The organism is Rhizobium esperanzae (genome assembly GCF_014197615.1).
Classification (GTDB): Bacteria; Pseudomonadota; Alphaproteobacteria; order Rhizobiales; family Rhizobiaceae; genus Rhizobium; species Rhizobium esperanzae_A.
Window position 1 is genome coordinate 212,584 of sequence record NZ_JACIFY010000010.1, and the last position, 24,694, is coordinate 237,277.

Genomic DNA, 24,694 nt, shown 5'->3' on the forward strand with positions numbered 1-24,694 from the left:
ACTGATTCCGGGGCCGGCCTATCCCCTGAGACGCCGGAATTGGTAGCGCGGAGAATCGCATGGCTTCTGCAGCGGAACAATTGGCATCCAACCTCAATTTTTCGACCTTTGCCAAAGCCGAGGATTTGAAGAAGCGCCTGTGGTTCACACTGGCAGCTCTCCTCGTCTACAGGCTCGGTACCCATATTCCGCTTCCGGGCCTCAATCCCGAAGCCTATGCCCAGGCTTTCCGCGGCCAGGCAGGCGGCATTCTCGGCCTCTTCAACATGTTTTCGGGCGGCGCTGTCCAGCGCATGGCGATCTTCGCGCTCGGCATCATGCCCTACATCTCTGCTTCGATCATCGTGCAGCTTATGACCTCGGTCGTGCCGGCGCTCGAAAACCTCAAGAAAGAGGGTGAGCAGGGCCGCAAGATCATCAACCAGTATACCCGCTACGGCACTGTCATCCTCGGCGCGCTGCAGGCCTACGGCATTGCCGCCGGCCTCGAGAGCGGCCAGGGCCTCGTCGTCGAGCCGGGCTGGTTCTTCCGTGTTTCCACCGTTCTGACGCTGCTCGGCGGCACCATGTTCCTGATGTGGCTCGGTGAGCAGATCACCTCGCGCGGCATCGGCAACGGCATCTCGCTGATCATCTTCGCCGGCATTGCCGCCGGTCTTCCGACAGCTCTTGCCGGCACGCTGGAACTGGGCCGTACCGGTGCGCTGTCGACCTTCCTCATCCTGCTTGTCATCGTCGTCGCGATCGGCGTCATCGGCGTCATCGTCTTCGTCGAGCGGGCGCAGCGCCGGCTGCTGATTCAATATCCGAAGCGCCAGGTCGGCAACCGCATGTTCCAGGGCGATACCTCGCACCTGCCGCTGAAGCTCAACACCTCGGGCGTCATCCCGGCGATCTTCGCCTCGTCGCTGCTGCTGCTGCCGGCAACGCTTGCAGGCTTTGCCAGCAGCACCGCGATGCCTGCCTGGGCAACCTCGATCGTCGCGGCGCTGGGCCATGGCCAGCCGCTCTATATGGTGCTCTATGCGGCGCTGATCGCCTTCTTCGCCTTCTTCTACACGGCCATCGTCTTCAATCCGAAGGACACGGCCGACAATCTGAAGAAGCATGGCGGCTTCATTCCCGGCATCCGCCCGGGCGAACGCACCGCCGAATATATCGACTACGTGCTGACCCGAATCACCGTGATCGGCGCGATCTATCTCGTCTTCGTCTGCATCCTTCCGGAGATCTTGGTGTCGCAAACCGGCATCCCATTATCCCTTGGTGGGACTTCGCTTTTGATCGTGGTTAGCGTAACTCTTGATACGGTTGCACAGATCCAGGGTCACCTGATCGCGCAGCAATACGAAGGCCTGATCAAGAAATCGAAGTTGCGTGGAGGAAAGAGGGGGAGATGAGACTTATCCTTTTGGGGCCGCCGGGCGCGGGTAAGGGAACCCAGGCCCAGCGGATCGTGGAAAAGCACGGCATTCCGCAGCTTTCCACCGGGGACATGCTGCGTGCGGCGGTTAACGCCGGCACCGATGTCGGCAAGCGTGCCAAGGCGGTCATGGACGCCGGCAAACTCGTCTCGGATGAGATCGTTATCGCCATCGTCTCGGAGCGAATCGATCAGCCCGATTGCGCCAACGGCTTCATTCTCGACGGCTTCCCCCGGACGCTCGTCCAGGCGGACGCCACCGAAGCGATGCTGAAGGCAAAGGGTCTCGGCCTGTCCGTCGTCATCGAATTCCGTGTCGACGATGAGGAACTGGTCCGTCGTGTTGCCGGTCGCTATTCCTGCGCACAGTGCGGCAGCGTCTATCACGATACCGATAAGGTTCCGGCTGCCGAAGGCGTGTGCGACAAGTGCGGTTCCACGCACTTCAAGCGCCGCCCGGATGACAACCCGGAGACCATGACGGCTCGGCTGCAGGTCTACTACAAGGAAACCTCGCCGCTGATCGGCTATTACCATGCCAAGGGCAAACTCAGGTCCGTGGACGGCATGGCGGAGATCGATCGGGTGACGGCCGAGGTCGAAAGCATTCTTTCCAAGCTTTAAGGCTTTGAAAATAAACTTGGCGGAACGGTTGCTTTTCAGCAGTGATTCCGCTAAACACCGCGCCAACTCGCGACATTCCATGCGATCGGCGCGGATTTCCCAGGGAAGTCCGGGTGCGGTCGTTTTGACATGTTGCGGACGTAAATCTGAACGAGCGGTTCCAAAGACCGCATAACGAAGCCCACTTGCCGGATGGCAACTGGAATGCAAGGAGAACAGGCGTGGCACGTATCGCTGGCGTCAACATCCCGACTGCAAAGCGCGTTGTTATCGCGCTGACCTACATTCACGGGATCGGTCCGAAATTCGCACAGGAAATCGTCGAGAAGGTCGGTATCCCGGCTGAACGTCGTGTGCATCAGCTGACGGACGCCGAAGTCCTTCAGATCCGCGAAGCCATCGACCGCGACTATCAGGTCGAGGGTGATCTTCGTCGCGATACCGCGATGAACATCAAGCGCCTGATGGACCTCGGCTGCTACCGCGGCCTGCGTCATCGCCGCGGCCTTCCGGTCCGCGGTCAGCGTACGCACACCAATGCCCGCACCCGCAAGGGCCCGGCAAAGGCAATCGCTGGTAAGAAGAAGTAATTTCCGGGAAACCGGGGTGGGGAGGCTGGCGGTCTGCGCCGGCCTCTTTTGAGTTTGGAGCGGGACCATGTAGGCGCCGTTCCGGTGTAGCCGCTGGCATTACGGCGGTGAAGAGATCAACGAAAGGAATACCATGGCTAAGGAAGCCGTCCGCGTTCGCCGTCGTGAGCGCAAGAATATCTCGTCGGGTGTCGCTCACGTCAACTCGACCTTCAACAACACGATGATCACCATCACCGACGCGCAGGGCAATGCGATTGCATGGTCGTCGGCTGGCGCCAAGGGCTTCAAGGGCTCGCGCAAGTCGACCCCGTTCGCCGCCCAGATCGCTGCCGAAGACTGCGCCAAGAAGGCCCAGGAGCACGGCATGAAGTCGCTGGAAGTCGAAGTCTGCGGTCCGGGTTCGGGTCGTGAATCGGCTCTGCGCGCGCTCCAGGCTGCAGGTTTCATGATCACGTCCATCCGCGACGTGACCCCGATCCCGCACAATGGCTGCCGTCCGCGCAAGAAGCGCCGCGTCTGATCATCGCTCTCGTCACTGGTGAGCGCGCTCGCGCTCCCGGTGGTTTTCAAGCTCGGTTGCCACGATTGGATGGTGGCAACGAACGGAAGGCAAACTCATGATTCAGAAGAACTGGCAGGAACTGATCAAGCCGAACAAGGTCGAGTTCTCTTCGAGCTCGCGCACTAGGGCGACGCTTGTTGCTGAACCGCTGGAGCGCGGCTTCGGCCTGACCCTCGGCAATGCGCTTCGCCGCGTTCTGCTCTCCTCGCTGCGCGGCGCTGCCGTCACGGCGGTGCAGATCGATGGCGTGCTGCATGAATTCTCCTCGATTCCGGGCGTCCGTGAAGACGTGACGGACATCGTGCTCAACATCAAGGAAATCGCCATCAAGATGGATGGCGACGACGCAAAACGCATGGTCGTGCGCAAGCAGGGCCCGGGCGTTGTCACGGCTGGCGACATCCAGACGGTCGGCGATATCGAAATCCTCAACCCCGAGCATGTCATCTGCACGCTCGACGAGGGCGCCGAAATCCGCATGGAGTTCACCGTCAACAACGGCAAGGGCTACGTTCCGGCCGAACGCAATCGTGCGGAAGATGCTCCGATCGGTCTCATCCCGGTCGACAGCCTCTACTCGCCGGTCAAGAAGGTGTCCTACAAGGTTGAAAATACCCGCGAAGGACAGGTTCTCGATTACGACAAGCTGAACATGACCATCGAAACCGATGGCTCGATCACCGGCGAAGACGCCGTCGCTTTTGCGGCGCGCATCCTCCAGGATCAGCTTGGCGTCTTCGTCAACTTCGACGAGCCGCAGAAGGAAACCGAAGAGGAAGCAGTCACCGAACTCGCTTTCAACCCGGCTCTCCTCAAGAAGGTGGACGAACTCGAACTGTCGGTCCGTTCGGCAAACTGCCTGAAGAACGACAACATCGTCTACATCGGCGACCTCATTCAGAAGACCGAAGCAGAAATGCTCCGCACGCCGAATTTTGGTCGCAAGTCGCTGAACGAAATCAAGGAAGTTCTCGCTTCCATGGGCCTGCACCTCGGCATGGAAGTGCCGGCATGGCCGCCCGAGAACATCGAAGATCTCGCCAAGCGTTACGAAGACCAGTATTAAAAACCAAAAAGGCAGGCTCTTTACGACTGCCTTTCCCCGTCAAACAGCAGGCCGATCGCCTGCATGTGCCAGGAAACGGCAGGCCCGGTAACGAAGCTAGGGCACTGCACTAAAGGAGAATAGCAATGCGCCACGCAAAGGCCGGCCGCAAGCTGAATAGAACTGCAAGCCACCGCAAGGCGATGTTCGCCAACATGGCGGCTTCGCTCATCACCCACGAGCAGATCGTCACGACCCTGCCGAAGGCCAAGGAAATCCGTCCGATCGTCGAGAAGCTTGTCACGCTCGGCAAGCGCGGCGACCTGCATGCTCGCCGTCAGGCGATCTCGCAGATCCGCGACGCCGCTGTCGTTTCGAAGCTGTTCGACGCGATCGCAACGCGCTACGCCACCCGCAACGGCGGCTATCTGCGCATCATGAAGGCCGGCTTCCGCCAGGGCGACAATGCCGCTATGGCCGTTGTCGAATTCGTCGATCGCGACACCTTCGCCAAGGGCGCAGCCGACAAGGCCCGCGTCGCTGCCGAAGAGCAGGCCGTCGCCGCTTAATCTTCCGCTCTGGCGGATAGAAAAAACAGCCGGGCTCACAAAGCCCGGCTGTTTTTGTTTGTGCATCGGCCGCGGAAGAACGTGGCAGCGCCGGTTTTCCGGCGACAGACGGCGCCCCGCCGGCAATTCGATATCTCCACCGTTCAACGGGCTGATTGATAGAGGACAGGTCCCATTGCGCGAAATCATGCAAACCCGCTCTCACGCGCAGCTCCTTCGCCTCGCAGCCCTGCTTGTGGTAATCGTGCTCGGGCTGGCGCTCAGACGGTTCGGCTATGCGGTCGATCTGCCCTTTGTCGTCGTCAAATATGGCGGCTCGGCGCTCTGGGGGACGATGGTCTATCTGCTCGTGGCGCTCATCGCTGCACGGTTCCGACCGGCCGGCATTGCCATCATCGCCCTGTTTGTCGCGATCTCAGTGGAATTGTTCCGGCTCTATCACACGCCCTGGCTCGACGCGTTTCGGCTGACGACGGCAGGCGCGCTGCTGCTTGGCCGGATATTCTCGCTGTGGAATATGCTGGCTTATGCAATCGGCATCGCCGCAGCCTGGGCGGTCGATCCTGCCCGTCGGGCGGCCGTCTCACGAAGCTGACGCCACCGCGCGATCGCGCGTCCGCCCCTGGCTCTTCTTCCGGCTGCGGCCAATCGGTCGCCAGGAGCGGTAGAGGATGAGCGCGATGATCAGCCCGACATAGATATATTGCTCGAGATCGAGGATCTTGGTCGAGAGCGCGAAGTGCAGCGCCCCGCAGGCGGCGATGATATAGACGAGACGGTGCAGCCAGATCCAGTTCTTGCCGAGGCGGCGGATCGAGAAATTGTTGGATGTCGCAGCCAGTGGCGCGAGCATCGCAAGTCCCGCCATGCCGAACATGATGAAGGGCCGCTTCAGCACGTCGTTGATCACGGCATTTATATCCATCGCCTGATCGAGGACCATGTAGACGGTGAAATGCATCAGCGCGTAGTAGAAAGTCAGTAGCCCGAGAGCGCGGCGATAACGCAGATAGTTCCAGCCGAAAAGCTCGCGGGCAGGGGAGACGGCAAGGGTTGCGATGAGGAAACGGATCGTCCAGATGCCGAGGAAGAGTTCGAAGGTCTTGACCGGATCGGCGCCGAGCTGATCGGTCGCCCCGAGATAGAATGTCCAGGCCGCCGGCACGAGCCCGACGCCATAAAGCAGCCAGACGGTGGCGGGCTGCCAACGCTTGGGGATGGCGAGCGACAGTTGCGCCATCAGAAATTCGCCTTCAGATCCATGCCGGCATAGAGGCTCGCCACCTCATCCGCATAGCCGTTGAAGGGCAGGGTGGGGTGGCGGCTTGCGCCGAAGAAACCGCTTTCGCCGATGCGCCGTTCGCTCGCCTGGCTCCAGCGCGGATGGTCGACGGCCGGATTGACGTTGGCGTAGAAGCCGTATTCCTGCGAATTGGTCACCTGCCAGGTGTTCTTCGGCTGCTGGTCGGTAAGGGTGATCCTGACGATCGACTTGATGCCCTTGAAGCCGTATTTCCACGGTACGACAAGGCGGATCGGCGCGCCGTTCTGGTTCGGCAGCGTTTCGCCATAGAGCCCGACGGCAAGCAGCGTCAGCGGATGGCGGGCCTCATCCAGCCGCAGCCCCTCGACATAGGGCCAGTCGAGCGACTGGAAGAAGCCCTTCTGCCCCGGCATCTCCTCCGGCCGCACCACGGTTTCGAAGGCGACATATTTGGCGCTGCCGAGCGGCTCCACCTTGTCGAGCAGCGATGCCAGCGGAAAGCCGTCCCAGGGAATGACCATCGACCAGGCCTCGACGCAGCGCATCCGGTAGGTGCGCTCCTCGACCGGGAACTCCTTGATCAGCGCCTCGAGGTCGAACGTGCCTGGCTTGTTGACCATGCCGTCGACCTTGATCGTCCAGGGCAGCGGCTTGAAATCGCCGGAATTGGCCGCAGGATCGCCCTTGTCGAGGCCGAATTCGTAAAAGTTGTTGTAGGTCGTGACGTCCTTGATCGGCGTCGGCTTCTCGTCGACCTTGTACTTGCTCTCGACGGCGGAAAGGGCGGCGGCACTCGCCTTGCCGGCGCTGTAGAGCCCCATGGCGCCAAGTGCTGCCGCGCCGAGGAATTCCCGGCGGCGCATATAGATCTGACGTGGTGTGATCTCAGATGACGCGATCTTCGGTGGGCGATAGCTTGGCATGGCGAAACCTCCTGGGCGGATTTCTCACTATAGTTCTTAAACGCACCGCCCGCATGTACGGACCAGTGTCTAAGCCTTGAATATTGCAGACGGGAAGCCAATTTTTTGTGTTCGGTTGTGATGGAATAGGCTGTAACGAAAACGCGCGCCGAACCGTATATCATCAATTGTCCTGAAGGGGCGTTTCCGGCAGCGTACCGGATTTGACCTTGCCGGTAGTGACAGCCCCTATCGATTGGATTAGGACAATTCCAAAAGCCAGCGTTTGCCCGGCCGGCAGGCTCCATTGCCGTTCCGCTTCGCTTGATCATTTCCGACACGTCGAGGAAGACACCGATGCCAGCTTACCGTTCCAGAACCACGACCCACGGCCGCAACATGGCAGGCGCGCGCGGCCTTTGGCGCGCCACGGGCATGAAGGATTCGGATTTCGGCAAGCCGATCATCGCTGTGGTGAATTCCTTCACCCAATTCGTGCCCGGCCACGTCCACTTGAAGGATCTCGGTCAGCTCGTCGCCCGCGAAATCGAGGCGGCCGGCGGCGTCGCCAAGGAATTCAACACCATCGCCGTCGACGACGGCATCGCCATGGGCCATGACGGCATGCTCTATTCGCTGCCCTCGCGCGAGCTTATCGCCGACAGCGTCGAATACATGGTCAATGCCCATTGCGCCGATGCCATGGTCTGCATCTCCAACTGCGACAAGATCACCCCCGGCATGCTGATGGCGTCGCTGCGCCTCAATATTCCGACGGTCTTCGTCTCGGGCGGCCCGATGGAAGCGGGCAAGGTCGTGCTGCACGGCAAGACGCATGCGCTCGACCTCGTCGATGCGATGGTCGCCGCTGCCGATGACAAGATCAGCGACGAGGACGTCCAGACCATCGAACGCTCGGCCTGTCCGACCTGCGGTTCGTGCTCCGGCATGTTCACCGCGAACTCCATGAACTGCCTGACCGAAGCGCTCGGCCTGTCGCTGCCCGGCAACGGCTCGACGCTTGCCACCCACGCCGACCGCAAGCGCCTTTTCGTCGAGGCCGGCCACCTGATCGTCGATCTCGCCCGCCGTTATTACGAGCAGGACGACGTCAAGGCGCTGCCGCGCACCATCGCCTCCAAGCAGGCCTTCGAGAATGCCATGGCGCTCGACATCGCCATGGGCGGTTCCACCAATACCGTCCTGCACATTCTGGCTGCTGCCCATGAGGGCGAGATCGATTTCACCATGGCCGATATCGACGCGCTGTCGCGCCGCGTGCCGTGCCTGTCGAAGGTCGCACCCGCCAAGAGCGATGTTCATATGGAAGACGTGCATCGCGCCGGCGGCATCATGTCGATCCTCGGCGAACTCGATAAGGGCGGTCTCTTGAACCGCGATTGCCCGACCGTGCATGCCGAGACGCTGGGCGACGCGATCGAGCGCTGGGATATTACCCGCACCAACAGCGACACTGTCCGCAAATTTTATCGTGCTGCTCCCGGCGGCATCCCGACCCAGGTCGCCTTCAGCCAGGAAGCGCGCTGGGACGAACTCGACACCGACCGCCAGAACGGCGTCATCCGTTCGGTCGAACATCCTTTCTCCAAGGACGGCGGCCTTGCCGTGCTCAAGGGTAACCTCGCGGTCGACGGCTGCATCGTCAAGACGGCCGGTGTCGATGAATCGATCCTGAAATTCTCCGGCCCGGCACGCGTCTTCGAAAGCCAGGATGCCTCCGTCAAGGCGATCCTGGCCAACGAGGTCAAGGCTGGCGACGTCGTCGTCATCCGCTACGAAGGCCCGAAGGGCGGCCCCGGCATGCAGGAAATGCTCTATCCCACAAGCTATCTGAAGTCGAAGGGCCTGGGTAAAGCCTGTGCGCTGATCACCGATGGCCGCTTCTCCGGCGGCACCTCCGGCCTGTCGATCGGCCACGCCTCGCCGGAAGCGGCAAATGGCGGCACGATCGGCCTGGTGCGCGAAGGCGACATGATCGACATCGACATCCCGAACCGCACGATCAGCCTGCGCGTCGACGAGGCCGAGCTTGCCGCCCGCCGCGCCGATCAGGACGCCAAGGGCTGGCAGCCGACGGAAGTGCGCAAGCGCAACGTTACCACGGCGCTGAAGGCCTATGCCGCCTTCGCCACGAGTGCCGATCGCGGCGCCGTGCGCGATCTGAACGCTCGCTGATTTGCCCGAAAACCGACTGATTAAAAGTCAGCTGTTTTGCCAACCGGTCGCTTTCAAAGCGGCCGGTTGATGTTTTTGTAGGTCTCGCCGAGTTGCTTCAGCCGCTCGTCATAGGCGCCTTGCAGGCAGGCGGCATCTGCTCCGCACGCCTGCCGCTTCTTCAGCCAGACTGTCTGTTCGTCCTGCAGCGTGCCGCGCGAACCCATGGCCAGCAGGCCGGAGAGCAGCTCGAAGGTGGTCGCCATCTTCACATCGGCATCGTTGAGCGTGCGCTTGTCGCAGATCGTCTTTTCGTCCGGCTTCAATTCCTGCCCATCGCAGTCGAAGCTTGCAGACCATGCCGGACCGGATGTGGAAATCAGCACCGCCAAACCGAGAGCGGCCGACATTCGCCGTGTCATCATCTTCTTCCCTTTTGCCGCCGGTCAAACCAGCTTTCGTAGCGCCAGAGCCAGGAAGATGATGCAGGCGAGCCAGACGGCAAGGATGAAAATCAGTCCGGCCCTGCCGGAAGGGCGTTCGATGCGTCTTGCCGCCTCGGCACGAAGCTCGCTCATCACCTCAGCCGGCACAAGCCGCGTCGCCAGCAGGATGCCGAGCGGCACGATCAGCAGATCGTCGAGATAGCCGAGCACGGGAACGAAATCGGGGATGAGATCGACGGGCGACAACGCATAGGCCGCAACGGCGCCGGCCACCGCTTTCGCATACCAGGGCACGCGGCGGTCTCGGGCTGCAAGCCACAGCGCAACGATGTCACGCTTCAGTGACCTTGCCCAGGTTTTAGCTTTTGATATCAGCTGCATGGCTGGTTTCCCTGAATCGAATTCATGATGAGTTCAAGACGTTCCCTTGCCTTATTCTTCCATGCTTCCGCCCTCTTTCCTTTCTAGCGTCGGGCGCTACAACGTGCTCAAGAGGATTCAAAAAGGGATACCCATGCAAGGCCTGTTCAAACGCGCCTCCGTCTCGCTACTTGCTCTGACGCTCCTACTGCCGGCGGCTGCTTACGCCCAGACGGCCAAGACCGTGCCTGAGAGCCAGATGCAGATGCAGCTCTCCTTCGCGCCGCTCGTCAAGCAGACATCCGGCGCCGTCGTCAATGTCTATGCGGAGAAGATCGTCCAGCGCCAGTCGCCCTTCGCCGGCGACCCCTTCTTCGAGCAGTTTTTCGGCCAGCAGATGCCGAACCGTTCGGAGAAGCAGTCCTCGCTGGGCTCGGGTGTCATCGTCGAGGCGAACGGCACTGTCGTCACCAACAATCACGTCGTCGAAGGCGCCGACGACATCAAGGTGGCGTTGCCGGACGGCCGCGAATTCCCCTGCAAGGTGGTGCTGCGCGACGACCGCGTCGATCTCGCCGTGCTGAAGATCGAGACCAAGGAGAGCTTCCCGACACTGCCGATCGGCAATTCCGATGCCGTCGAGGTCGGCGATCTGGTGCTGGCGATCGGCAACCCCTTCGGCGTCGGCCAGACGGTGACGAGCGGCATCGTCTCTGCTCTTGCCCGCAACCAGGTGGTCAGGAACGAGTTCGGCTTCTTCATCCAGACCGATGCCTCGATCAATCCCGGCAATTCCGGCGGCGCGCTGATGAACATGAAGGGTGAACTGATCGGCATCAACACGGCGATCTTCTCGCGCGGCGGCGGCTCGAACGGTATCGGCTTTGCCATTCCCGCCAATCTGGTCAAGGTCTTCCTTGCCTCGGCCGATGCCGGGGTCAAAACCTTCGAACGGCCCTATGTCGGCGCGAGCTTCGATGCGGTGACCTCGGAAGTCGCCGAAGCGCTTGGGCTCAACAAGGCGCGCGGCGCGCTGGTCGTCAAAGTTTCGGAAGGCGGACCGGCGGCCAAGGCCGGATTGAAGGCCGGCGAAATCGTCACTGCCGTCGACGGCATATCCGTCGAACATCCGGATGCGCTGCTCTACCGCCTGACGACGGCTGGTCTCGGCAAATCGGTCAAACTCACCGTCGTCGAGAACGGCCGCGAGCAGCAACTGCCGCTGACGCTCGATCGCGCCCCGGAAACCTCGCCGCGCGACCAGCGCACGATCGGCGGGCGCACCCCCTTCAGCGGTGCGGTCGTCGAGAACCTGTCGCCGCGGGTCGCCGACGAGCTGCGCATGCCGCCGGAATCGGCAGGCGTCGTGGTATCCGAGGTGAAGGAGGATTCGCCTGCCGCCCGTCTCGGTTTCGAGCCGAAGGATATCATCGTCTCGATCAACGGCACCGATGTGAAGTCGACCAGCGAACTCTCCGAAATCGCCGATAGCGACCCCGGCCTCTGGCGGGTCGAGATCGAGCGCGACGGTCAGCGCATCCGGCAGTTCTTCCGATGAGCAACGATCTCTTCGCACCGCGTGTTCCGGAAGAGGTGGCCGCCAGGCGGCCGCTTGCCGACCGGCTGCGGCCGAAGACGCTTGCCGATGTCACCGGTCAGGAGCATCTGACCGGTGAAGACGGCGTCTTGAAAAGAATGATCGAGAGCGGGTCGCTCGGCTCGATGATCTTCTGGGGCCCGCCCGGCACCGGCAAGACGACGGTGGCCCGGCTGCTGTCGGGCGAGGCGGGGCTGGCCTTCGAGCAGATATCGGCGATCTTTTCCGGCGTCGCCGATCTGAAGAAGGTGTTCGAGACGGCCCGCCTGCGCCGCATGGATGGCCGCCAGACGCTGCTCTTCGTCGACGAGATCCACCGTTTCAACCGCGCCCAGCAGGATAGTTTCCTGCCTGTTATGGAGGACGGCACCGTCATTCTCGTCGGCGCCACGACGGAAAATCCATCCTTCGAGCTCAACGCCGCCTTGCTATCGCGCGCCCGCGTGCTGACCTTCAAGTCGCATGACGAAGAGAGCCTGGAGGAGTTGCTGAAGCGGGCCGAGGCGATCGAGCAGAAGCCGCTGCCGCTGACCGAAGAGGCGCGTATCAGCCTGATCCGCATGGCCGATGGCGACGGCCGCGCGGTGCTGACTCTGGCCGAGGAGGTCTGGCGCGCCGCGCGCGAGGGCGAGAGCTTCAATACCGAGGGCCTGACGCGCATCGTCCAGCGCCGCGCCCCCGTCTACGACAAGGCGCAGGACGGCCATTACAATCTGATCTCGGCGCTGCATAAATCCGTGCGTGGTTCGGATCCGGATGCGGCGCTCTATTATCTCGCCCGCATGTTCGATGCCGGCGAGGACCCGCTCTATCTCGGCCGGCGGCTGGTGCGCATGGCGGTGGAAGATATCGGCCTTGCCGATCCGCAGGCGCTGGTGATCTGCAATGCCGCCAAGGATGCCTACGAGTATCTCGGCTCGCCGGAAGGCGAACTGGCGCTTGCTCAGGCCTGCGTCTATCTCGCCACCGCGCCGAAATCCAATGCCATCTACACCGCCTTCAAGGCAGCCACCCAGGCCGCCAAGCAGAACGGTTCGCTGCTGCCGCCGAAGCATATCCTTAACGCGCCGACCAAGCTGATGAAGGGCGAGGGCTATGGCGACGGTTATCGCTACGACCACGATGAACCGGACGCCTTTTCCGGCCAGGATTATTTCCCGGAGAAGATGGGCCGCCAGACCTTCTACGATCCGCCGGAGCGCGGCTTCGAGCGCGATATCCGCAAACGGTTGGAATGGTGGGACAAACTGCGCAAAGACCGCAATCCGCGCTGACGCGCCTGTTCGGCTGGTGAATGGGGCTCAGCCGCCAAGCGCGATCGCGATTGAGACCAGAACCAATCCGAGACCCGTCATCGTCATCCCGGCATAAAAAGGCCTGCCTCCCGAAAGTTTCGCCCACGCATAACCCGTCACAAATAGCAGCATGATGAGAAACAGGTTGCTGGTTCTCAGCGCAAGGTGCGCGTTGTCGATGAAAAAGAATGGGATAACGGCCGGAATTGATGTGGCCGAGACCAGAGCGAAGACCGCGATTGCGGCCAACAGATCACCCTTCGAGAGGGACGCCTTCACAGGATCTGCCCTGCACGCGAGCGTCAGCAGTGATCGATAGAGCGCGTCCGCATCACCAGCCTTTGCAGAAAACGGTGCTTCTTCGATTGGAAATTCTTTCGCGAGCATCTCAAGGGCCGCAGTCTCGCTTCCCGCGGCTTTGATTTGCCGAAAAAGGCGCAGCCGCCTGCTCTTGTAAAACGTTGTTCCCAGAACGAACAAGACGGCGTCGATGATCCCCCAGGCGAGGTTGCATCCGATTGTTGCGGCGATCAATTCCTGGGTATCCAAGCCCTCTTCGTTAACAACAAGCCTCGCCCCGACCGTGAATGTCAGCGCCATGATCAATCCGAAAAGAACTTCGCCGAGCGCATCGCCTGGATCGATGATATCGGTGATATGATCGATCGGGTTCGAAGTCATGGACTGCCCCAGGTGATGAAGATCATTGTCTGCTGCTCCTCGCTGCGCCATCAGAGCATGGATGGGAAGCCGACCTGCAGCTGGCGGCGCGGGATAAGCCTCACCACCGGAGAATTCTGACCGACGTCGCGGCCTGTTTCATTGATCGTGATCAAGATCAACACGATCGGGCGTCACGCGATCACGGTTTTTCCCCGCCATTACGCGTCGGAAAAGTGCTGCAAAGCTCAGGAAGGGCGCGGCGTCTTCTGATTGACAGGCGCGGCGATAACCTTGACGGCGGATTCCGCCAATCCGTGATGGCCTTCCATATCGACGACGACATGCCAGTGGCCGCTTTCGGGGACGGCGATCTTGACCGGTGATTTACGCGCCACGCCGCCGATATATTTGAAATCGAGAACCTCGGTGAAGCGCTGGAAATTCGGCGCCGTCATCAGGCGAACATTGTTCACCGCATTCAACGACACCTCGACGATCGTTCCGGCGCGCTGTTCCTTGAGATCGTAATGGGTGAAGCGGAAGTTCGGTTTCGGCATCGGTCTCGTGGCGTCTGAAGTCTCTGCTACCAGATTTTACCAGCATGCGGGTTAAGGAAAAGTTGGAACCCGGTTTTCGGCTCGCCGCTTCACGCGCGCGCCTTAGAGCGCGGCGTAGACGATGTAGACTTCGACGCAGGCGAGCACCACGCCGAAGACGATCAGCGCCCAAGCCGTACGCTTCTCGCGCACCTGCTGGCTGTTGCGTGTGATCTTATGGGGGCGACGGGGCTGGAAGCCGGAGGACATGACATTTCGCATGGTGTTTGACCTTTGCAATGACGGCAAGAGTCTACTGCCGACCGCGATAGGAAATCCATTCGGGTGAGGGGGCGAAAATATAGGAATGGTATAAAGGCCGATGGGAAAAATCTCGAAACGCACCGTCGGGAAGCCGTGACCGCCGCCATCCTTGTGCATGTCGAAGAACCGGCTGGCGATCCTGCCCGATCTCACCCATTACGAGACCTTCGCTTCGCCGCTGGTGGCGAATATTCGGAAAGTAAGCGAGGGCGGCCGGGGTTTCCCTGGCCGCGTTTCCATCTCATCAACTGCCGCGCCGGCTTTCCCGATCGAGCTGCGCGACCAGCGCCAGGATCGTTTCCGATACCGGGGTTCGGCCCAAGACGAGTGCCGATTTTGCCCTATCGGTATTGGCCGCCATCGGCCCGCATGCCGGCGATCGCCTGAAGCGCCGCAAAATAAACCGTCAGGTCGCGGGCAGGATCTGCCGGGAGCGCGGCTGCACGAAACATCCTGCCTCCTGTCGCCTCGATCCCACCGTCGATCATCAGGTTGTCGGCCATGCCGTGATTTTCGATCGCGATGCCATCCGGTCCGCGAGGGCGCCCGCTCGTCTCGTCGATATCAAGTCCCGCATACCAGATCGAGCGAACGCGCAGCCCATAGTCGTCGGGGTGGTTGGTATAGGCAAAGACCGCTTTTCCGAGCGCAATCATGAAGCCGATCTCGTAGACGGTGCCCGGATCGGCACTGACGCCGCGAAAGGGAGTGACATTGGCAAGGCAGATCTCGGCTCGACGCATGGCGTCGTCATTGCGGGCGTAGATCTCGGCGGCCGTCCGCTTTACCGGCGTCTGGTTTTCGTCGCTGCCGGGACCGGTGGGCTCGAAGCCGAACTGGCGGGCCAATCGACGTTTTTCGGCCATGATGGGCATGGCATCCGGAAGAAAGACTTCCGGGCCGGCAAGGTAAATGGTGGTCATCGACATTCTTCACTCACGCGCGAGACGAAGCGCCGGGGTTGGGGCAGGCAGGCGCGGAACCCATTTCCGATGGATGTGCCGCAAATGGCAAGCCGTGCCCGGCGGGCATTGTCGATTTTTTTGAGGAGCAGGCTGATGAAGCCCATGGTGGACGGGCAGCAGCCGACCTGGATGCCCACCACGGCAGAGAGAATGAAAAAGCTAGAGGATCCGCCTGTCCCTTTTGACTCCGCCGGTCGAACCGGCCAAAGATGCCGCATGGCCAGCATCGTCGGGAGAAGTTGATGAGTGGTGGGATTTTGCCAGCCGGTATTCGAAGAACCCCAAAGCGGCTTGCTTGTCTGTTTGCCGCCCTGGCTGCGTCGATGCTCGCGGCATCGGCAGCGGTCGGAAACGACATCGGACCGCAAAGCCAGGTCTCGCGCGAGCAGGTCGAAAAACTCGTCGGCCTCTGGAAGGATCATTTTGCCGGCGCCGACAGCCTGCAGCAGCAGCGGACGGCCTTTCGGACGCTGATGGAGACGATGCCGGGGCCGACACGCGTCCAGGTTCGGCACGTCGATGCCGACGGCGTCGATGCCGAGCTGATGTGGCCCGCCCGTCTGCATCACCCGATCGGCGAAAGGGTGATTCTCTATATCCATGGCGGCGGCTTTTCCGGCGGTTCCATCCGCACGCACAGCCTGCTTGCCGGCTCGCTCGCCAAGGCCGCATCCTGCGACGTTCTTCTGATCGAGTATCGGCTGACGCCTGAATATACCTATCCCGCGCAGATCAACGACGCGCTGACGGCCTATCGCTGGCTTCTCGACAATGGCTATCGCAGCGAGAACGTCGTCGTTGCCGGAGACGGCGCCGGCGGCAATATCGCCATCGAGACGGTGCTGCGGCAGAGGCAGGCGGCAAAGCCGTTGCCGGCGGCCGTGGTGGCGCTCAGCCCCATTACCGATCTTGCTGCGACCGGCGGATCGATGACAGCGAATGCCGATAGCGATCCGATGGTCGGCAGGGCATCGATCGAGACCTTGCGCAAGGCCTATCTTGGCAGCCGGTCTCCGACCGATCCTCAGGCATCGCCGCTTTATGCCGATATGGCGGGTTTTCCGCCGCTGCTGCTGCAGGTCGGCTCCGGTGAAGCCCTGCTCGACGATACGCTGCGGCTCGCCGACAAGGCGCGCCAGGCGGGTGTGGATGTCACCACCGAGGTCTGGCCGGGCATGCCGCATCAGTGGCAGCTGTTTCCATCGCTGCTCGACGATGCCGATCGCTCGAGCCAGAATATCGCCGAATTTGCGATCCGGCATTTTGCCGACAAACCGGAATAGGGGCGGGAGGAGCAGGGTCACAAAAGCCGCCCGAACATCCTCCTCTTACCCGATCATTGCGATGTGCCGCGTGACGGTGACGGCGCCAGAGGCCGTTCGACTTCCCGGCCGACGCTGAGCGTTTTGCGCACGCTCGGCTCCAGTCGCTCGATATAGGCGTGGTCGGGTGCGGCCCCCAGCGCATCCAGCATTTTTGAGAAGAAGCAGCGGGCGGCGGCCGCAGCCGTGACGTCGAAGACCTCTGCATCGCTCAGCCCGTGTTTCTTCAGCCCATCTATGTCCTGCTGAGTGACCGACGTCGCATCGCGCGCCACCTTGGCGGCAAAGGCCATGATGGCGCGTTCGCCGGCATCGATCGGCGCCTTCTCCGTCTCGTTGACGACAGCCGTCAGCCCGTCGCTGGTAAAACCCTCGCGCAGCAGCACCGAGCCATGCGCCAGCATGCAATAGGAGGATTTCAGCTCTTTGGCGGCCGCCAGCGTCACCAGCTCATAGCGCCTGAGGCTCATATGGCCGCGAATGCTGGAAAGCAGCGCTGCCCAGTTCTCCATCACCTCCGGCCGGTGTCCGAAGGCCCGGTACATATTCGGCAGATAACCATAATTCGCCTCCGCCGACGCATACATCGACGTCGTCTTTTCGCTGGCGGATGCATTGGGGGTGTGAATGAAAGCCATGGCATGGTCCTCCTCTATAGCGAGAAGGATAGGGTAGATAATGAGGACAGCAATCCTGAAATATCAGGCAGCGTCACTGTTGTCGGAAGCGTTATCGGTTCGCTTGATCGGAAGGGTGACGGTGAACGTCGATCCGCATCCTCTTGCGCTTCGAACTTCTATCGAGCCGTGGTGCAGTTCGACGATCTGCTTCACCAGATTGAGACCGATGCCCGTTCCGGCAATCCCGGTCGACGTGCCGGCACGAAAATAGCGCTGGAACAGCCGGGGCAGGTCTTCGGGATCGATCCCCACGCCGTCATCGCTGATCGAGACTTTGACGTTTCCCGTTTCCTCCCATGCCGTGACGCGAATTTCCGAGGTTCCGGGCGCGTATTTGACCGCATTGGACAGCAGGTTGGTAAAGACCTGCGCCAAAGTCCGGGGATCGGCGTCGATGAACTCCGGCAGTCCATCGATATCAAGCACAAAGGCGTGTGTCTTGGCGATCGTCGACTGCCGCTCGCAGCAGCTTCTGATCAGCGATCTCAATGCGCAGGCGTCGTAGCTGATATCGATCTTGCCGGTGTCGAGGCGCCCGGCCGACAGGATGCTCTCCATGAGATCGACGATCCGGTTCACCGATGCGCGGATCTGGTCGACCTTGTCGCCGAGAAATTCCGGCTCGACTGCTCCTCTCTTACGCAGCAGCCGCTGGGCGGCGGCGTCGATGATGGCGAGCGGGGTTCGGAACTCGTGGGATGCCATTGCCACGAACTGCCGCTGCAATTCGTTGATGTTTCGCTCCTGCGCAAGCATTCGCTCGAGTTCCCGCGCCTGGCGCTCAACCTCGGCCGTGCGGCTCTGCACCGTCGTTTCGAGCTGATCGTGATGCCAGCGCAGTTCTTCCGCAAGCCGCACCGTCGTGGTGACGTCTTCGTGGGTGGCCACGTAACCACCGTTTTGCATCGGATTGTGGGTGATTTTGATGACGCGGCCATCGGTGAGCACGATATTCTGGCTGGCCACCGCACCGCGCGCGGTGGCTTCGAATACCACATCGAAATAGGTCGCGGTGTCGGCCGGTCCATTTCCCTCGCGGCTGCGATAGGCCAGGATATCGACAAGCGGCGTCCCTGGTTGCCTCAGCAGATTCGGCAGATTGTACATCCGAGCATAGGATGGGTTGCATAGGATCAGGTTCTTTTTCGAATCGAACATGCACAGCCCATGCGGCATGTTGCTAAGGGCCGCGTCGAACCTGTGATGTTGTTCGGTCAGGCTGTCTTCGACGCGGATGAGGGTAGAGATGTCTTCATAGCTCAGGATCCAGCCTCCATCCTTCGAGGGGGCCGATGTCAACGAGACCATCCGTCCGTCGGAAAGCGCAAACTGGGATATGTATGGTTTCCCGGTCGCGGACCGCCTGGATGCCTCGGCACGGCAGTCCGTGGTGCCCGGCAATTCCTCGATCGTCATTCCCTTGCGGATCGCGCCTTCCGCAAGACCGAGAATATCGAGCGTGCGGGCATTGAATGCCGTCACCGTGCTGGCAGGATCGAGAAGAACGATGCCCTGCGGCAGGTTCTCCAGAATGGATTCAAACGAATGTGGCATCAACCGGCCCTGCTTCAGATCTGGTGCTTTGCACGTATGCGTAGCATTCGTCAGAAACGATAAAGTTTCGCTAATGCCTGTCGGCGGGAGATCCTCGACGGAAACTTGGGGAGAGGGTCATCGGCCACATCGCTCGAGGCGACCGCTGATGGCAGGAACATGCGTCGTCCGGCTCACTTCATGCCGGTCAAAATATTGAACGGTGCCGCTTGATTGAGATCGGTTTTTAGAACGTTCCAATTTTTGAGCGAAAGATACTGCGGCGAAGAAAAGAAATAAATCAATGAAAATGGAGTTTGATAATATCTCATTTAGATTCCGCTTGACAGAATTGGAACGTTCCAAATACTTATCCCTAAGTCGACGTTGAGGTCGGGAGGAAAAATGACAAAGGCGCGGGTCACCGTCATTGATATCGCGAAAGCCGCCGGCGTCTCCAAGTCGACGGTGTCGCTGGTGCTTCAGGGCTCCTCCCTGGTCAATGAGGGGACGCGCTCCAAGGTCAATGCGGTGATGCGCGAACTCGGCTACGTCTACAATCGCGGCGCCGCCAATCTTCGGCAGGCCGGCGCCAAGTCGCGGATCGTCGGGGTCGTCGTCAACGACCTGACGAACAGCTTTTTTGCCGAGCTGGCGGTCGGTGTCGATATGGTCGTCCAGTCGGCCGGCTTCGTGCAGTTCCTGTCGAACACCGGCGAGAGTATCGACCGGCAGCGGGAGGTTGTCGCATCGATGCGGGAGCACGGCATTTCCGGCCTTATCGTCTCGCCGGCCCGTGCCACCGATGCCGCCGACTTCAAGCCGCTCGTCGCCGCCGGCATTCCAGTCGTGGTCGTCGTGCGAAACCTGCCCGGCGCCAAGGTCTCGTCGATCGTCTCCGACAACCGGGCCGGCATGATGTCGGCGGTCAGGCATCTGGCCGGGCTCGGCCACAAACGCATCGCTTTCCTCGGCGGCTTTCCCGACACCGCCGTCTTCGACGACAGGCTTGCCGGCTACCGGAGCGGCGTGGAGGCAGCCGGGCTCGACTATCACGAAGAACTCGTCATCTCGTCGGCGCCGTCGCGGGCCGGCGGGGTGGAAGCGATCGGAAAGGCGATTGCTCTTGCCCGTCGGCCGACCGCCGCCGTCTGCTTCAACGATGCCGTCGCTTTCGGTGTCTGCGACGGATTGCGCGCCCGCCGCCTGGAACCTGGCGTCGACTTCGCCGTAGTGGGGTTCGACGACGTCATCGAGGCGCAGGCAGCCGTCCCGGCGCTGACGACGGTCTCGGTCGATCCGCAGGGGATCGGGCGTCGCGGCGCACAGATGCTGCTCAAGCAGATCAATGCCGGCAAGGCCGAGGCGGAGACGGTGACGACAGCCGTTCGGCTGGTCGTTCGCGAGAGCTGTGGCGCCGGCAGGGCCGCGCCGGCAAGGACCGGCAAGAGCGTAAAATCGAAACAGGACGCTGAGTAATGCAGACGAAGAAGCATCTCACCCCAGCCGAGGCGGCTGCGCTCATCCCGGATGGCGCTGTCGTCACGGTCTCGTCTTCGAGCGGTCTCGGTTGCCCGGATCTCATGCTGAAGGCGATTGGCGAGCGTTTCGAGGCGACCGGCCATCCGAGCGATCTCACCACCCTTCATCCGATCGCCGCCGGCGATATGAGCGGCATCAAGGGCGTCGATTACATCGCCAGAAAGGGTCTGCTCAAGTGCATCATCGGCGGTTCCTATCCGTCGGGGCCGTCATCGTCCGAGCCGCCGCTGATCTGGCAGATGATCACCAACAACGAGATCCCGGCCTACAATATTCCTTCCGGCATCCTGTTCGACATCCATCGCGAAGCCGCCGCCAAGCGGCCGGGTGTGCTGACCAAGGTCGGCGTCGACACATTCGTCGACCCCCGGCGGCAGGGCTGCGCGATGAACGAACGGGCTTCGGAACATCCCGTGGTCAAGCGCGTCAGCTTCGAGGGTGACGACTGGCTGTTCTTTCCCTCGATCGTCCCTCAGGTCGCCATTATCCGCGCCACCACCGCCGACGAGCGCGGCAACCTGACCTACGAACATGAAGGCGCCTATCTCGGCGGCCTCGACCAGGCGCTCGCCGCCCGCAACAACGGCGGCATCGTCATCGCCCAGGTCAAGCGGATCACCAAGGAGGGCTCGCTGAAACCCCATGACGTCCGGGTGCCGGGAATGCTGGTCGATTATATCGTCGTCGATCCCGAACAGAAGCAGACGACGCAGACGCTATACGATCCGGCGATTTCGGGGGAGATCTTCCGACCGCTCGACAGCTTCCATGTCCCTGAGTTCAATGTTCAGAAAGTCATCGCGCGCCGCGTCGCGCAGGAGCTGCAGGCGGGAAGCTGCGTCAATCTCGGTTTCGGCATCTCGGCCAACGTCCCGCGCATTCTGCTGGAGGAGGGGCTGCATGGCGCCGTCACCTGGGTCATCGAACAGGGAGCGGTTGGCGGCGTGCCGCTGCTCGATTTCGCCTTTGGCTGCGCCTCCAATGCCGACGCCTACATGCCGTCTCCCTATCAGTTCACCTATTTCCAGGGTGCCGGCTTCGATGCGTCGCTGCTGTCCTTCCTCGAGATCGGCAGGGATGGTTCGGTCAACGTCTCCAAACTCTCCTTCCGCCCGCATGTGACGGCCGGCGCCGGCGGCTTCGTCGACATCACAGCGCGGGCAAGGAAGATCGTCTTCTCCGGCATGTTCAACGCCGGAGCGAAGCTGTCGATCGCCGATGGGGCTCTCGCCATCGAGAGGGAAGGCAAGCTGAAGAAGCTCGTCAACGAGGTCGAGCATGTCACCTTCAGCGGCAGGCAGGCGATCGAGCAGGGGCAGGATATCATCTATGTCACCGAGCGGTGCGTGATGAAGCTGACGCCTGATGGCATCGTCCTCACCGAGATTGCGCCCGGCGTCGATCTCCAGTCCCAGATCCTCGATCAGTCAGAGTTTGCGCTGATCGTCGCGCCCGATCTGAAGGTCATGGATGCAGCCCTCTTCGGCGAGGCAGCGATCGGCCTGTCGCTTCCAGCCAAAAGGGCACGGACGCTGGAGGGCACCTTCCATGGCTAGCGGAACGGTCAAAGTAGACGTCGACGGACATGTTGCGACCTTGACGATTTCTCGTCCGGAGAAGCTGAACGCGCTCGATCTCGATATGCTGAAAGCCTTGGCGGATGCCGCCGACGCTGTGGAAGCGAACCCGAATGTACGCGCTGCCGTTCTCACCGGCGAAGGAAAGGGCTTTTCCGCCGGGGGCGATATCAAGGCCTGGGGCGGAATGCGGCCTCAGGAATTCGGTCATGCCTGGGTTCGTCACGGTCACCGCATCTTCGAAAGACTGGCGACGCTGAGGGTGCCGCTGGTCGCGGCCTTGAACGGCCACGCTCTCGGAGGCGGGCTCGAGCTGGCGGGTGTTGCCGACATTCGCCTCGCAGAGGAACACATCAAGATTGGCCTGCCGGAGACCGGCCTTGGAATGGTGCCGGGCTGGTCGGGGACCCAGCGTCCCGTGCGCCGCTTCGGCGCACAGGCCGTCCGGCGCATGGCGCTCGGCGGCGAGATTTTTACCGCAGAAGAGGCCCGCCTGCTCGGGATTGTCGACGCGGTGATTGCAACCGGAAACGCGCTGGCCGCCGCCAGGGTCTATGCCGAGCGGATCGCCGCCAGGGGGCCGGCGGCCATCGAGATCGTCAAGTTGATGATCGCATCGGCGAACGGCGAAGACAACGGAACCGCGGTCGAAGCCCTCGGCTCGATCCTCGCCGCCAAGACCGGCGATCTGAAAGAGGGCGTCGCGTCGTTCAGCGAGAAGCGCCCGGCAACATTCAAGGGAGAATGGTAATGACGGTTCTCGTCAACCCCACCGCGCTGAGCAATGACAAAGCACGCGATTTCAGGATGCTCATCGACGGCAAATGGGAGGCCGGCGCCTCCGATCCGATCGAGCGTATCGCGCCGAGCCATGGCGTCGTGGTCAGCCGTTTCCCGACCGGCAGCAGGACGGATGCCGAACGCGCCATCGCCGCCGCACGCAAGGCCTTCGATCTCGGGCCATGGCCGCGGATGACCGCCTCCGAACGGTCCGCCATTCTTCTCAAGGCCGCCGATCTGATCGCCGCACGTGCGGAAGAGCTGGCATTTCTCGACGCGATCGAGGCAGGAAAGCCGATCACGCAGGTGCGGGGCGAAATTGCCGGTTCCGTCGACATCTGGCGCTACGCGGCGGCCCTTGCCCGTGACCTCCACGGTGAAAGCTACAATACGCTCGGCGACGGCACGCTCGGCGTCGTCCTGCGCGAAGCGATCGGCGTGGTCTCGATCATCACGCCCTGGAATTTTCCGTTCCTGATCGTCGGCCAGAAGTTGCCATTCGCTTTGGCCGCAGGCTGCACGACCGTCGTCAAGCCCTCGGAACTGACATCGGGATCGACGCTGGTGCTGGGAGAAATCCTGCAGGAAGCAGGCATTCCGGATGGCGTCGTCAACATTGTCACCGGTACGGGACCTGAGGTCGGCGCGATGATGACGGCCCATCCCGACGTCGACATGGTGTCCTTCACCGGCTCGACAGGTGTGGGAAAACTGACGATGTCGAATGCGGCGCAGACGCTGAAGAAGGTCTCGCTCGAACTCGGCGGCAAGAACCCGCAGATCGTCTTCCCGGATGCCGATCTCGACGCCTTCGTCGATGCCGCGGTCTTCGGTGCCTATTTCAATGCCGGCGAGTGCTGTAACGCCGGCTCGCGGCTGATCCTCCACAAATCGATCGCTGCCGATGTCGTCAAACGGATCGCCGAATTGTCGAAGGCGGTCAAGGTCGGCGATCCGCTCGATCCTTCGACGCAGCTCGGCGCGATCATCACGCCGCAGCATCTGGAGAAGATCTCGGGCTATGTCACCGGCGCGAGAAGCAGCGGCGCCCGTATCGCCCATGGCGGCGAGAGGCTCGACCTCGGCATGGGACAGTTCATGTCGCCGACGATCCTCGAAGCGGTGACACCCGATATGGCGGTGGCGCGCGAGGAAGTCTTCGGCCCGGTCCTGTCGGTTCTGACATTCGAAACGGCTGCCGAAGCGATCCGGATTGCCAATTCCATCGATTACGGCCTTTCGGCCGGTGTCTGGAGCCGCGATTTCGATACCTGCCTGACGATCGGCCGGTCGGTGCGGGCGGGCACGGTCTGGATGAACACCTTCATGGACGGCGCCTCGGAGCTGCCTTTCGGCGGCTACAAGCAGAGCGGCCTCGGCCGCGAACTCGGTCGCCATGCGGTCGAGGACTACACGGAAACCAAGACGCTGAACATGCATATCGGCAAGCGCACCAATTGGTGGATGCCGAGAACCTAAGGCCGGCTTGGCCGGCAATGAACTACGCCTGAGGAGGGCGGGTGATCGGTGCGGGAATAGGTTCCGCATCTTCCAAACGGAACTGGGAGGTTCTTCGATGAATAGGTTTCTGACCACGACTGCCGTGATCGCATTGGCTTTGGCCGGCGCGCATGTGTCCGCTCGCGCTGCCGACGTGAAGGAAGTTCAGATGCTTCACTGGTGGACGTCTGGCGGCGAGGCAGCGGCGCTGAACGTTCTGAAGCAGGATCTGTCGAAGGAAGGTTTTGCCTGGAAGGATGTCCCCGTTGCCGGCGGCGGCGGTGATGCGGCGATGACGGCGCTGAAGGCGATGGTTGCGGCGGGCACCTACCCGACGGCCTCGCAGATGCTGGGTTATACCGTGCTCGATTATGCCCAGGCCGGCGTCATGGGTGATCTGACGGAGACGGCGAAGAA

26 protein-coding genes and 2 pseudogenes are annotated in these 24,694 nt (G+C 61.7%); 17 read left to right on the forward strand and 11 right to left on the reverse strand.

Annotated elements, in window-relative coordinates; all coding sequences use genetic code 11:
• Positions 1 to 59 precede the first annotated feature (59 nt).
• The 7 genes from secY (at position 60) to GGD57_RS15645 (ending at position 5,411) form a co-directional block, all read left to right on the forward strand.
• Complete coding sequence (secY, locus tag GGD57_RS15615; RefSeq protein ID WP_097615809.1) at positions 60 to 1,400, forward strand: preprotein translocase subunit SecY; 1,341 nt, start codon at positions 60 to 62, stop codon at positions 1,398 to 1,400.
• The gene (locus GGD57_RS15620; RefSeq protein WP_184471130.1) at positions 1,397 to 2,047 is read left to right on the forward strand and encodes an adenylate kinase; all 651 of its coding nucleotides are present in this window, start codon (positions 1,397 to 1,399) and stop codon (positions 2,045 to 2,047) included. The genes secY and GGD57_RS15620 overlap by 4 nt, the downstream gene beginning before the upstream one ends.
• A 221-nt stretch (positions 2,048 to 2,268) precedes the next feature.
• Positions 2,269 to 2,637 (forward strand): 30S ribosomal protein S13, encoded by a 369-nt coding sequence (rpsM, locus tag GGD57_RS15625; protein ID WP_003573772.1) that lies wholly within the window; start codon positions 2,269 to 2,271, stop codon positions 2,635 to 2,637.
• A gap of 133 nt (positions 2,638 to 2,770) precedes the next feature.
• Positions 2,771 to 3,160, forward strand: a complete 390-nt coding sequence (rpsK, locus tag GGD57_RS15630) for a 30S ribosomal protein S11 (RefSeq protein WP_003547577.1) — start codon at positions 2,771 to 2,773, stop codon at positions 3,158 to 3,160.
• 97 nt (positions 3,161 to 3,257) lie between these two features.
• Positions 3,258 to 4,268 carry a DNA-directed RNA polymerase subunit alpha gene (locus GGD57_RS15635; RefSeq protein WP_003547579.1) on the forward strand — a complete coding sequence of 337 codons (1,011 nt, stop codon included), beginning with the start codon at positions 3,258 to 3,260 and terminating at the stop codon, positions 4,266 to 4,268.
• A gap of 125 nt (positions 4,269 to 4,393) precedes the next feature.
• Positions 4,394 to 4,816 carry a 50S ribosomal protein L17 gene (gene rplQ, locus GGD57_RS15640; protein ID WP_184471132.1) on the forward strand — a complete coding sequence of 141 codons (423 nt, stop codon included), beginning with the start codon at positions 4,394 to 4,396 and terminating at the stop codon, positions 4,814 to 4,816.
• Between the two features lie 175 nt (positions 4,817 to 4,991).
• Complete coding sequence (locus GGD57_RS15645; RefSeq protein ID WP_184471134.1) at positions 4,992 to 5,411, forward strand: DUF2809 domain-containing protein; 420 nt, start codon at positions 4,992 to 4,994, stop codon at positions 5,409 to 5,411.
• Here the strand turns inward: GGD57_RS15645 and msrQ are convergent.
• Both msrQ and msrP read right to left on the reverse strand, forming a co-directional pair.
• A complete protein-coding gene (gene msrQ / locus GGD57_RS15650) occupies positions 5,400 to 6,056 on the reverse strand; it encodes a protein-methionine-sulfoxide reductase heme-binding subunit MsrQ (RefSeq protein WP_184471136.1) in 657 nt (218 codons plus the stop codon). The genes GGD57_RS15645 and msrQ overlap by 12 nt on opposite strands.
• Entirely contained in the window at positions 6,056 to 7,003 is a 948-nt protein-coding gene (gene msrP / locus GGD57_RS15655; protein WP_184471138.1) for a protein-methionine-sulfoxide reductase catalytic subunit MsrP, read from the reverse strand. The genes msrQ and msrP overlap by 1 nt, the downstream gene beginning before the upstream one ends.
• Before the next feature lie 336 nt (positions 7,004 to 7,339).
• Between msrP and ilvD the strand changes: the two genes are divergently transcribed.
• Complete coding sequence (gene ilvD / locus GGD57_RS15660) at positions 7,340 to 9,178, forward strand: dihydroxy-acid dehydratase (protein ID WP_184471140.1); 1,839 nt, start codon at positions 7,340 to 7,342, stop codon at positions 9,176 to 9,178.
• 53 nt (positions 9,179 to 9,231) lie between these two features.
• On the opposite strand, the gene GGD57_RS15665 is transcribed toward ilvD, so the two are convergent.
• Both GGD57_RS15665 and GGD57_RS15670 read right to left on the reverse strand, forming a co-directional pair.
• Positions 9,232 to 9,582, reverse strand: coding sequence for a lysozyme inhibitor LprI family protein (locus GGD57_RS15665; protein ID WP_184471142.1), 351 nt, complete (start codon positions 9,580 to 9,582; stop codon positions 9,232 to 9,234).
• A gap of 21 nt (positions 9,583 to 9,603) precedes the next feature.
• Positions 9,604 to 9,984, reverse strand: a complete 381-nt coding sequence (locus tag GGD57_RS15670) for a YkvA family protein (protein ID WP_184471143.1) — start codon at positions 9,982 to 9,984, stop codon at positions 9,604 to 9,606.
• A 133-nt stretch (positions 9,985 to 10,117) separates the two neighbouring features.
• On the opposite strand from GGD57_RS15670, the gene GGD57_RS15675 reads away from it, so the two are divergent.
• Both GGD57_RS15675 and GGD57_RS15680 read left to right on the forward strand, forming a co-directional pair.
• Positions 10,118 to 11,521, forward strand: coding sequence for a DegQ family serine endoprotease (locus GGD57_RS15675; protein ID WP_184471145.1), 1,404 nt, complete (start codon positions 10,118 to 10,120; stop codon positions 11,519 to 11,521).
• Complete coding sequence (locus GGD57_RS15680) at positions 11,518 to 12,834, forward strand: replication-associated recombination protein A (protein WP_184471147.1); 1,317 nt, start codon at positions 11,518 to 11,520, stop codon at positions 12,832 to 12,834. Before GGD57_RS15675 ends, GGD57_RS15680 begins: the two co-directional genes overlap by 4 nt.
• Positions 12,835 to 12,861: 27 nt before the next feature.
• Here GGD57_RS15680 and GGD57_RS15685 read toward each other — a convergent pair whose 3' ends face one another.
• The 3 genes from GGD57_RS15685 to GGD57_RS15695 form a co-directional block, all read right to left on the reverse strand.
• The gene (locus tag GGD57_RS15685) at positions 12,862 to 13,536 is read right to left on the reverse strand and encodes a VIT1/CCC1 transporter family protein (RefSeq protein WP_184471149.1); all 675 of its coding nucleotides are present in this window, start codon (positions 13,534 to 13,536) and stop codon (positions 12,862 to 12,864) included.
• A gap of 227 nt (positions 13,537 to 13,763) precedes the next feature.
• Positions 13,764 to 14,075 carry a DUF1883 domain-containing protein gene (locus tag GGD57_RS15690; RefSeq protein ID WP_184471150.1) on the reverse strand — a complete coding sequence of 104 codons (312 nt, stop codon included), beginning with the start codon at positions 14,073 to 14,075 and terminating at the stop codon, positions 13,764 to 13,766.
• 102 nt (positions 14,076 to 14,177) lie between these two features.
• Complete coding sequence (locus tag GGD57_RS15695; protein ID WP_184471184.1) at positions 14,178 to 14,336, reverse strand: hypothetical protein; 159 nt, start codon at positions 14,334 to 14,336, stop codon at positions 14,178 to 14,180.
• Between the two features lie 157 nt (positions 14,337 to 14,493).
• Here GGD57_RS15695 and GGD57_RS29530 point away from each other — a divergent pair.
• Positions 14,494 to 14,598 (forward strand): annotated as a pseudogene (locus GGD57_RS29530) (alpha/beta hydrolase); the annotation flags it as partial.
• Between the two features lie 121 nt (positions 14,599 to 14,719).
• On the opposite strand, the gene GGD57_RS15700 reads toward GGD57_RS29530, so the two are convergent.
• Together GGD57_RS15700 and GGD57_RS15705 are read right to left on the reverse strand one after the other, a co-directional pair.
• Entirely contained in the window at positions 14,720 to 15,301 is a 582-nt protein-coding gene (locus tag GGD57_RS15700; RefSeq protein WP_184471152.1) for a nucleoside 2-deoxyribosyltransferase, read from the reverse strand.
• On the reverse strand, positions 15,298 to 15,561 hold the full coding sequence (locus GGD57_RS15705) for a hypothetical protein (RefSeq protein WP_184471154.1): 264 nt from the start codon (positions 15,559 to 15,561) through the stop codon (positions 15,298 to 15,300). Before GGD57_RS15705 ends, GGD57_RS15700 begins: the two co-directional genes overlap by 4 nt.
• Positions 15,562 to 15,654: 93 nt before the next feature.
• On the opposite strand from GGD57_RS15705, the gene GGD57_RS15710 reads away from it, so the two are divergent.
• Positions 15,655 to 16,626, forward strand: coding sequence for an alpha/beta hydrolase (locus tag GGD57_RS15710; RefSeq protein WP_184471178.1), 972 nt, complete (start codon positions 15,655 to 15,657; stop codon positions 16,624 to 16,626).
• Positions 16,627 to 16,679: 53 nt separating this feature from the next.
• Here GGD57_RS15710 and GGD57_RS15715 read toward each other — a convergent pair whose 3' ends face one another.
• Both GGD57_RS15715 and GGD57_RS15720 read right to left on the reverse strand, forming a co-directional pair.
• Entirely contained in the window at positions 16,680 to 17,303 is a 624-nt protein-coding gene (locus tag GGD57_RS15715; protein ID WP_184471156.1) for a carboxymuconolactone decarboxylase family protein, read from the reverse strand.
• Positions 17,304 to 17,366: 63 nt separating this feature from the next.
• Complete coding sequence (locus tag GGD57_RS15720; RefSeq protein WP_184471158.1) at positions 17,367 to 18,902, reverse strand: sensor histidine kinase; 1,536 nt, start codon at positions 18,900 to 18,902, stop codon at positions 17,367 to 17,369.
• 381 nt (positions 18,903 to 19,283) lie between these two features.
• Here GGD57_RS15720 and GGD57_RS15725 point away from each other — a divergent pair, with 381 nt between their 5' ends.
• The 5 genes and pseudogenes from GGD57_RS15725 to GGD57_RS15745 all read left to right on the forward strand — a co-directional run.
• Positions 19,284 to 20,357, forward strand: coding sequence for a LacI family DNA-binding transcriptional regulator (locus GGD57_RS15725; protein WP_184471160.1), 1,074 nt, complete (start codon positions 19,284 to 19,286; stop codon positions 20,355 to 20,357).
• Positions 20,357 to 21,976 (forward strand): acyl CoA:acetate/3-ketoacid CoA transferase, encoded by a 1,620-nt coding sequence (locus GGD57_RS15730; protein ID WP_184471162.1) that lies wholly within the window; start codon positions 20,357 to 20,359, stop codon positions 21,974 to 21,976. The genes GGD57_RS15725 and GGD57_RS15730 overlap by 1 nt, the downstream gene beginning before the upstream one ends.
• The gene (locus GGD57_RS15735) at positions 21,969 to 22,748 is read left to right on the forward strand and encodes an enoyl-CoA hydratase/isomerase family protein (RefSeq protein WP_184471164.1); all 780 of its coding nucleotides are present in this window, start codon (positions 21,969 to 21,971) and stop codon (positions 22,746 to 22,748) included. Before GGD57_RS15730 ends, GGD57_RS15735 begins: the two co-directional genes overlap by 8 nt.
• On the forward strand, positions 22,748 to 24,256 hold the full coding sequence (locus GGD57_RS15740; protein ID WP_184471166.1) for an aldehyde dehydrogenase family protein: 1,509 nt from the start codon (positions 22,748 to 22,750) through the stop codon (positions 24,254 to 24,256). The genes GGD57_RS15735 and GGD57_RS15740 overlap by 1 nt, the downstream gene beginning before the upstream one ends.
• A gap of 97 nt (positions 24,257 to 24,353) precedes the next feature.
• Positions 24,354 to 24,694, forward strand: a pseudogene (locus tag GGD57_RS15745) (sugar ABC transporter substrate-binding protein); the annotation flags it as partial.